Origin of the sequence: Geodermatophilus obscurus (genome assembly GCF_900143215.1) — a bacterium.
GTDB classification, from domain to species: Bacteria; Actinomycetota; Actinomycetes; order Mycobacteriales; family Geodermatophilaceae; genus Geodermatophilus; species Geodermatophilus obscurus_A.
Genome location: NZ_FRDM01000041.1, coordinates 24,210 through 32,044, shown reverse-complemented (window position 1 = coordinate 32,044; position 7,835 = coordinate 24,210). Strand labels below are relative to the sequence as shown.

Annotated in this window: 6 protein-coding genes; 4 read left to right on the top strand and 2 right to left on the bottom strand. The window is 75.1% G+C overall.

Annotated features, from left to right (window positions below):
• Window positions 1-371 precede the first annotated feature (371 nt).
• A complete protein-coding gene (locus tag BUB17_RS21855) occupies window positions 372-590 on the top strand; it encodes a hypothetical protein (RefSeq protein WP_208983570.1) in 219 nt (72 codons plus the stop codon).
• Between the two features lie 11 nt (window positions 591-601).
• Here BUB17_RS21855 and BUB17_RS27105 read toward each other — a convergent pair whose 3' ends face one another.
• Entirely contained in the window at window positions 602-1,348 is a 747-nt protein-coding gene (locus tag BUB17_RS27105) for a sulfite exporter TauE/SafE family protein (RefSeq protein ID WP_175561456.1), read from the bottom strand.
• 171 nt (window positions 1,349-1,519) lie between these two features.
• Here BUB17_RS27105 and BUB17_RS21845 point away from each other — a divergent pair, with 171 nt between their 5' ends.
• Window positions 1,520-2,635, top strand: coding sequence for an SPL family radical SAM protein (locus tag BUB17_RS21845; protein WP_072920780.1), 1,116 nt, complete (start codon window positions 1,520-1,522; stop codon window positions 2,633-2,635).
• A 73-nt stretch (window positions 2,636-2,708) separates the two neighbouring features.
• Here the strand turns inward: BUB17_RS21845 and fdhA are convergent, their stop codons facing one another.
• Window positions 2,709-3,929 carry a formaldehyde dehydrogenase, glutathione-independent gene (gene fdhA / locus BUB17_RS21840; protein ID WP_072920774.1) on the bottom strand — a complete coding sequence of 407 codons (1,221 nt, stop codon included), beginning with the start codon at window positions 3,927-3,929 and terminating at the stop codon, window positions 2,709-2,711.
• Between the two features lie 216 nt (window positions 3,930-4,145).
• On the opposite strand from fdhA, the gene yaaA reads away from it, so the two are divergent.
• Both yaaA and BUB17_RS21830 read left to right on the top strand, forming a co-directional pair.
• A complete protein-coding gene (yaaA, locus tag BUB17_RS21835; protein ID WP_072920773.1) occupies window positions 4,146-4,904 on the top strand; it encodes a peroxide stress protein YaaA in 759 nt (252 codons plus the stop codon).
• Between the two features lie 160 nt (window positions 4,905-5,064).
• Window positions 5,065-7,668 carry a SpoIIE family protein phosphatase gene (locus tag BUB17_RS21830; RefSeq protein ID WP_072920772.1) on the top strand — a complete coding sequence of 868 codons (2,604 nt, stop codon included), beginning with the start codon at window positions 5,065-5,067 and terminating at the stop codon, window positions 7,666-7,668.
• Window positions 7,669-7,835 lie beyond the last annotated feature (167 nt).

Genomic DNA, 7,835 nt, shown 5'->3' with positions numbered 1-7,835 from the left:
GAGGAGGTGACCACCCCGACCCTTCCGGCGCTCAGCGCCTGACCGACATGAAGATCACGCGGTAGCCGTCACACACCACGCCAGCGGGCTTGACCTCCTCGAGCCGCGGACATCCCGGCTCAAACCAAGGGCGAGGTTCGCCCTGCAGGCGGCGCATGGGACACCTGGCTTCGCCGAGGCTGCAATGCCGCGACCAAGGCCGATGGCCAGCGCGCGAAGTAGGCCGCGCCCCCGCGGCGAGCCTCGATCTCCATCTCCAGCCGGCGCAGCTTGCGGCACAGCGACACCAACTCCGCCTGCTGATCGGCCCGTCCACCGAACCGTCGTCGATGTCGGCCTGCCGGACCCAACGGCGCACGGACTCCACCGAGATGTCGAGGTCGGCGGCGACCTCGACCTGGCTCAGGTCACCTCGTCGGGCGACCGACGACGTCACGCTTGAACTCCGGCGGGAGCTTCTTCGGCAGAGCGACATCCTCGGCTCCCCGGCGCTGGCCGCCCGGGTCGGCGGCGCGCGCATCGACCGCGAGGAGCGCAAGGGCAGGGGCGCCAGCGACCACGCGCCCGTGGTGGTCGACCTCCGCGACTGATCCGCGAGCCCTCAGCCGCCGAGGACACCGTCGACCACGGTCGCGACGCCCCCGGCCAGCGCCAGTGACAGCGCGGCGGTGCGCGCGGTCGTCGGTGACACGCGCGCGGACAGCGCGGTGCCCGCCATGAGGCCGACGCCCAGGGCGGCGGCCGCGACCGCCCAGTCCGCGACCGGCAGGGACGGCAGGCCCTTGGCCGCCACGGTGGCCGACCCGATGACGGTGAAGCACAGCTGCGCCGTCGCCGCGAAGGCGCGCTGCGGCCACCGCGTGGCGACCGCGTAGACCGTCAGCGCGGGTCCCCCGACCCCCGCGGTCGCGTTCATGAAGCCCGACGCGGCCCCGGCGAGCAGCGCGGGCGTCGTCCCCGTCCCGGATGGGGCACCCGTGCCGGTCCGCCGGCCGACCGCGTGGACGGCGAGCAGCGCCACGACGACGCAGCCGCCCACGAGGACCTGCAGGACCGCGGGTGCCGTGTGGCGGGCCACCCAGGCACCCGGGACGACCGCCACCAGTGCGGGTGCGGAGAGCAGCAGGGCGCGGCGCAGCTCGACGTCCCGCCGCACCTGCACGAGGACCAGCACCGAGGCCGCGACCCCCAGCACGTTGACCACGAGGACCCCGGCGAAGGGCCCGAGCAGGAGCACCAGGAACGGGGCGGAGACCAGGGCGAAACCGAGCCCGGTGATGCGCTGGGTGCCGGCGCCGACCGCCACGGCGGCCGCGAGCCCGAGCGAGGGCAGCCAGCCCGCGTCCACGTCAGCGGGCCCGGCCCGGGCGGGCCACCGCCGGGCCGGGGGCGGGTGCGGAGGAACGGCGAGCGGGCACCTCCCGACCCTGACCGACACCTGCGCCGACGGCGACAGCAGAGCCGCGACGAGCCGGCCGGCGAGGGCATCAGCGGGCCGCCGCCGGTGTTGTACGCGGCGATGACCGCGCAGCTCGCACCGCCCGTCCCCACCACCTCCGACGTCCCCGCACCGACCCGCCTCTGGACGCCGTCGCGCGTCCTGGTCACCCGCTCGGCCGCCGAGCGGCCGCACGGGCAGCGCATCCTGGCCCGGCTCGAAGCCGCCGGGGTGCCCGACGTCGAGCTGCTGCCGGGCGACCGGCTGCCCAACCTGCGCGGGGACGGCGACCGCGCGGCGTTCATGGCCGCCAAGGACACCCTCGCCGTCGTCGTCCCGCCGCCGTCCAAGCGCCGGCTGCAGCCGATCCCGCCGTCCGCCGACTGGCGCGTCGACCTGGCCGAGGGCTGCCCCGCGCACTGCCAGTACTGCTACCTCGCGGGCTCGCTGTCCGGACCCCCGATCACCCGCGTGTTCGCCGACCTCGACGAGGTGCTCACCGGCCTGGACGGCTACGTCGGCCGCGGCGCGGTCACCTCCGGCACGCTGGGGCGCGGCGGTGAGGGGACGACGTTCGAGGCCTCCTGCTACACCGACCCGCTGGCGATCGAGCACCTCACCGGCGGGCTCGCCGCGGCCGTCACGCACTTCGGCACGCACGACTGGCCCGGGCCGGTGCAGCTGCGGGCCACCACCAAGTTCGACGACGTCGCCGGCCTGCTGGACCTGCCGCACGGCAGGCGCACCCGGCTGCGGTTCTCGGTCAACGCGTCGTCGGTCGACCGCCGCTTCGAGGGCGCCACGGCGAAGGTGCCCGGGCGCATCGCGGCGCTCGCCGCGGTGGCCGCCGCCGGCTACCCGGTGGGGCTCACCATCGCGCCGATCATGCCGGTCGAGGGGTGGCGGGAGGAGTACGGCGCCCTGCTCGACGCCGTGGCCGCCGCGTTGCCGGACGGCGCCGACCTCACCGTCGAGTGCATCACCCACCGGTTCACGCCCGGCAGCAAGGAGACGCTGCTGGACTGGTACCCGCGGACGAAGCTCGACATGGACGAGGCCCGCCGCACTCCCAAGCGCGGGAAGTACGGCTCGGTCAAGCACGTCTACCCCAGGGAGACGATGGCCGAGCTGCGCGACTGGTTCGAGGCCGCGCTCGCCGAGCGGCTGCCCCAGGCCCGCCTGCTGTACTGGACCTGAGCCTGAGCGCGATCATGGCGCCGAAACCACTCCGGACGGGCCGGAGGTGGTCACGGCGCCATGATCGTCGGCGTTACGCGGCCGGGATCATCCCGTTCGGGTCGAGCACGTACTTCTTCGCCGCGCCCTGGTCGAACTCCGCATAGCCCCGCGGCGCGTCCTCCAGCGGGATCACCTCGGCGTTCACCGCCTTCGCGATCTGCACCCGGTCGTGCAGGATCGCCATCATCAGCTGGCGGTTGTAGCGCATGACCGGGCACTGGCCGGTGGTCAACGCGTGCGACTTCGCCCAGCCCAGACCCAGCCGGATGGACAGCGACCCGGTCTTCGCCGCCTCGTCGGCCGCACCCGGGTCACCGGTCACGTAGAGGCCCGGGATGCCGAGTGCACCGCCGGCGCGGGTGATGTCCATCAGCGAGTTGAGCACCGTGGCGGGGGCCTCGGTCTGCGCGTCCTTGCCGTGCCCGCGGGCCTCGAAGCCGACCGCGTCCACGCCGCAGTCCACCTCGGGCTCGCCGAGGATCTCCGCGATCTGGTCCTTGGGGTCACCCTTCGAGACGTCGACGGTCTCGCAGCCGAAGCTGCGCGCCTGGGCCAACCGGTCCTCGACCAGGTCGCCGACGATCACCACGGCCGCCCCGAGCAGGTGCGCGGAGGCCGCCGCCGCCAGCCCCACCGGCCCGGCGCCGGCGATGTAGACCGTCGAGCCGGTGCCCACGCCTGCGGTCACGCAGCCGTGGTAGCCGGTCGGGAAGATGTCCGACAGCATCGTGAGGTCGCGGATCTTGGCCAGCGCCTGGTCGCGGTCCGGGAACTTCAGACAGTTGAAGTCGGCGTACGGGACCATCACGTACTCGGCCTGGCCGCCGGTCCAGCCGCCCATGTCGACGTAGCCGTAGGCCGAGCCCGGGCGGTCGGGGTTGACCGTCAGGCAGATGCCGGTCTTGCCCTCCTTGCAGTTGCGGCAACGGCCGCAGGCGATGTTGAACGGCACGCTGACGATGTCGCCCTCGTTCAGGAACTCGACGTCCGGGCCCTTCTCGACGACCTCGCCGGTGATCTCGTGGCCGAGGACGAGCCCCTCGGGCGCCGTCGTCCGCCCGCGGACCATGTGCTGGTCGCTACCGCAGATGTTGGTGCTGACCGTCCGCAGGATGACCCCGTGCGGGGTCTTGCGGCCGACGTTCGACGGGTGCATGCCGGGCCCGTCCTGCAGCTCCAGCTTCGGGTAGTCCAGATCGACGACCTCGACCTTGCCGGGCCCCATGTACTTGACTGCCTTGTTGCCTGCCACGGACGCTCCTCCTCGTCGGTGCCGGCACGCCTCTGTGCCGGCCGGGGTGCCCACCGCCCGGGCGCCCCGGTGGCCGGTCCCCGCTGTCCGCGACGGTCCTCCGGGGCTCGGAGGCGGCAGGGATCAGAGTGTGGTCCCCGCCACCCCCGATGCGGTCCGGCGGAGCGCGGGACCGGGATCCGACACGCCGCCTGCGGGCACGTACCGTGGCCTGTCGTGCTCGTCCTGCTGCCGCCGTCGGAGAGCAAGGCCCCCGGTGGGGACGGCGACCCGCTGGATCTCGCCGCACTCTGCTGGCCCGAGCTGACCGACGTCCGCGCCGACCTGGTCAAGGCGCTGGTCGAGCTCGCGGGGGACCCCTCCACCGCGCGGGCCGCACTCGGCCTGTCGCCGAGGCAGGACGACGAGGTGGCGCGCAACGCCGAGCTGCTCGGTGCCCCGACGACGCCGGCCCTGGAGCGCTACACCGGCGTCCTCTACGACGCCCTCGACGTGCGCTCGCTGACCCGCGCCCAGCGCGCCCGAGCCGACCGGCGGCTGGCGGTCGGGTCCGCGCTGTTCGGGGTGGTCCGCGGCACCGACCGCATCCCGGCCTACCGGCTGTCGGCCGGCTCGGCGCTGCCCGGCCGGCCGACGCTGCGCAGCCTGTGGCGGCCGACGCTGGGCCCGGTGCTCGCGGCCGTCGACGAGCTGGTCGTCGACCTGCGCAGCGGCGCCTACGCCGCGCTCGCGCCGGTGCCCGGCGCGGTGACCCTCGACGTGCTGAGCGAGCGCCCGGACGGCACGCGGGCGGTGGTCAGCCACGCCAACAAGGCGCACAAGGGCCGCGTCGCGCGGCTGCTCGCCACCACGACGGGGGAGCCGGGGGACGCCGTCCGGCTGCGGGCCCTGCTGCGCCGGGCCGGGTTCCACGTGGAACACCCCGGCGGCACCGCACTGACCCTCGTCGTCCCCGCGGAACGGGCTTCCCGCTGACCCGGCACGCACCGTCGCCGCCGAGGTGATCTGCGTCAGGATCGTTGCACGCGACCGACCCGGCATGGCATAACTGCGGGGACGCGCGCAGCTCGAGCAGTCGTGGCCGCCGGCGGGCTCGGACACCCCGGCGCGGGGTGTCGACAACGGAGAGGTACCGGTGGAGCGATCCCTGCGGCAGCACGGTGCCGTGCGCGCGTCCGACGTCGAGCTGGCGGCGGAGGCGCTGCGCGGCGACCCGGCCCGGCTGCGCGCCGCCCGCCGGCTCCGGGTCGCCCAGGCCGGCTCCCCCGCCGTCGACCGGCTGGTCGAGCTGGCCGCGCGCCTCCTCGGCGCGCGGGCCGGTCAGATCTCGCTGCTGGACGACGTCCAGTCCGTCGCCGGTGTCGCCGGACTGCCCCCGGGCAGCGCGACCCGGGAGACCGGGCTCACCGACACCCCCTGCACGCTCGCCGCGGTCGGCGGCGACGTCCTGGCGATCCCGGACGCGCGGGCCGACGAGCGCCTCGGCCACCTGCCGACGGTGACCGGCGGGCTGGTCGTCGCCTACCTCGGCGCACCGCTGACCGACGGGGAGGGACACGTCGTCGGGACCCTGTGCGTCTTCGACCCGGTGCCGCGCGAGTGGTCGGCGACCGACGTCGCCACGCTGCGCCAGCTGGCCGCCTCGGTGGTGACCGAGCTGGAGTACGCCGCGCTGACCGGCGAGTACGAGCGCCAGCACCTGCGCTGGCGGCTGGCGATGGACGCCGGCGGGGTGGGCACCTTCGACTGGGACCTGCGGTCCGGCGAGCTGGTGTGGGACGACCCGCTGATGACGATGTTCGGGTACACCCCCGCCGACTTCGACGGCACGATCACCGCCTTCAACCGGCGGCTGCACCCCGACGACCTGCCCCGCGTCAGCGAGGCCCTGCGTTCCTGCATCGACCTCCTCGGCGACTTCGAGGCGGAGTACCGCGTCGTCCGCCCGGACGGCGACACCCGCTGGGTGCAGGCCCGCGGCCGCGCACTGGCCGGCCCGGACGGGACCACGGTCCGGGTGCTCGGCGCCGCGTACGACACCACCGAGGACCGCACCGGCGACGTCCGCGTCACGCGCGTGCTCGAGGCGATGCCGGCCGGTTTCTACTCGCTCGACCACGAGTGGCGCTTCACGCACGTCAACGCCGAGGCCGAGCGGCTGCTCGGCCGCAGCCGCGAGGAGCTGCTCGGCGAGGTCATCTGGACGGCGTTCCCGGCGACGGTGAACAGCGCCTTCGAGGAGCACTACCGCGGTGCCGTCCGGACCGGGCAGCCGGTCAGCTTCGACGCGCACTACCCGGCGCCGCTCGACGGCTGGTACGAGCTCCGCGCCTGGCCGAGCCCCGAGGGCCTGTCGATCTACTTCGTCGAGGTGACCGAGCAGAAGCTGGCCCGCGAGGGCGCCGAGCGCTCGGCGCAGCGGCTGGCGCTGCTCGCGCAGGTCAGCGCCGAGCTGGCCGGGACCCTGAACGCGCAGGCCGCCACGAGCCGCCTCCCCCGGCTGGTCGTCCCGGGACTGGCGCAGTGGTGCATCGTCACCGTGGTCGAGGCCGACGGACGCCCGCGCGACGTCGGCTGGTGGCACGCCGAGCCGTCGTCGCGCGCGCTGGTCGAGCGCTACGCCGCCGTCCGGCTGGACGCGATGCCGGCCACCTCCCCCGTGGCGCGGGCGCTGCTGGCCGGCGAGGCGGTGCGGGCGAACGCCGACGAGGTGGCCGCCCTGCTCCCCGACGGCGAGGCGCGGGACCTGCTGACCGCGCTGGCACCGGGCGCCGCGGTCTGCCTGCCGCTCCGCGGGCGGGGGCGCACCCTGGGCGTGCTCACCCTCTACTTCGGCCGCGGCGAGATGCTGTCGCGGGAGGACCTCGCCACCGCCCAGGACGTCGCCGACCGCGCCGGCCTGGCCCTGGACAACACCCGGCTCTACGCCCAGCAGCAGCAGCTGGCCGAAGGGCTGCAGCGCAGCCTGCTCACCGAGCCGCCGGAGCCCGACCACGCCGAGATCGCCGTCCGCTACCTGCCCGCCGTCGAGGCGGCCCGGGTCGGCGGCGACTGGTACGACGCGTTCCTGCAGCCCAGCGGGGCCACGATGCTGGTCATCGGTGACGTCGTCGGGCACGACACCGAGGCAGCCGCGGCCATGGGGCAGCTGCGCGGGCTGCTGCGCGGCATCGCCACCTACAGCGACGCGCCGCCGGTCGAGGTGCTCCGCGGGCTGGACGCCTCGATGGCGGTGCTGCAGACCCACGTGCTCGCCACGGCCGCGGTGGCCCGCTTCGAGCAGAACGACGACGAGCGCCGGCGCGGCATCACCCGGATGCGCTGGGCGAACGCCGGGCACCTGCCGCCGCTGGTCATCAACCCCGACGGCAGTGTGGCCGAGCTGGCCGCCTGGAAGGGCGACCTGCTGCTGGGCGTGGACTCCGAGGCCGAGCGCCAGGAGTCGGTGGTGACCCTCGACCGCGGCTCCACGGTGCTGCTGTTCACCGACGGGCTCGTCGAGCGGCGCGACGCCGACCTGGACGCCGGCCTGGTGCGGCTGCGGGAGGCGCTGGCCGAGGTGTCCCACCTGCCGCTCCAGCAGCTGCTCGACGAGGTGCTCGAACGGCTGGTCGACGGCCGGCCCGAGGACGACGTCGCGCTGGTCGCCGTCCGCCTGCACCGCCAGGACCGTCCGCGCCCGGTCGAGGCCGGCCCCAACGACGTCCCGGACGTCGTCCCTCCCGATCCGGCGAGCTGAGTGCCCGCCGGGCCGGCGTCGCTCGTCGGCTGGCGCGGCACCTGCAGGATCGACGCCGCCCCGGTTCCGACCAGCCCTGTCGCCTGACGAACTCTCGCGCTGTTCCTGCCACCTCGGCGCTGGTGCAGCCGCGCGTAGGCGACAGCACCAGCGCGGGAGCGGGCGGG

What these genes read in the sequence shown, in the direction of transcription:
- BUB17_RS21855 (WP_208983570.1), top strand. Translation starts at nt 372, where the DNA reads ATGTCGAGGTCGGCGGCGACCTCGACCTGGCTCAGGTCACCTCGTCGG.
- BUB17_RS21845 (WP_072920780.1), top strand. Translation starts at nt 1,520, where the DNA reads ATGACCGCGCAGCTCGCACCGCCCGTCCCCACCACCTCCGACGTCCCC.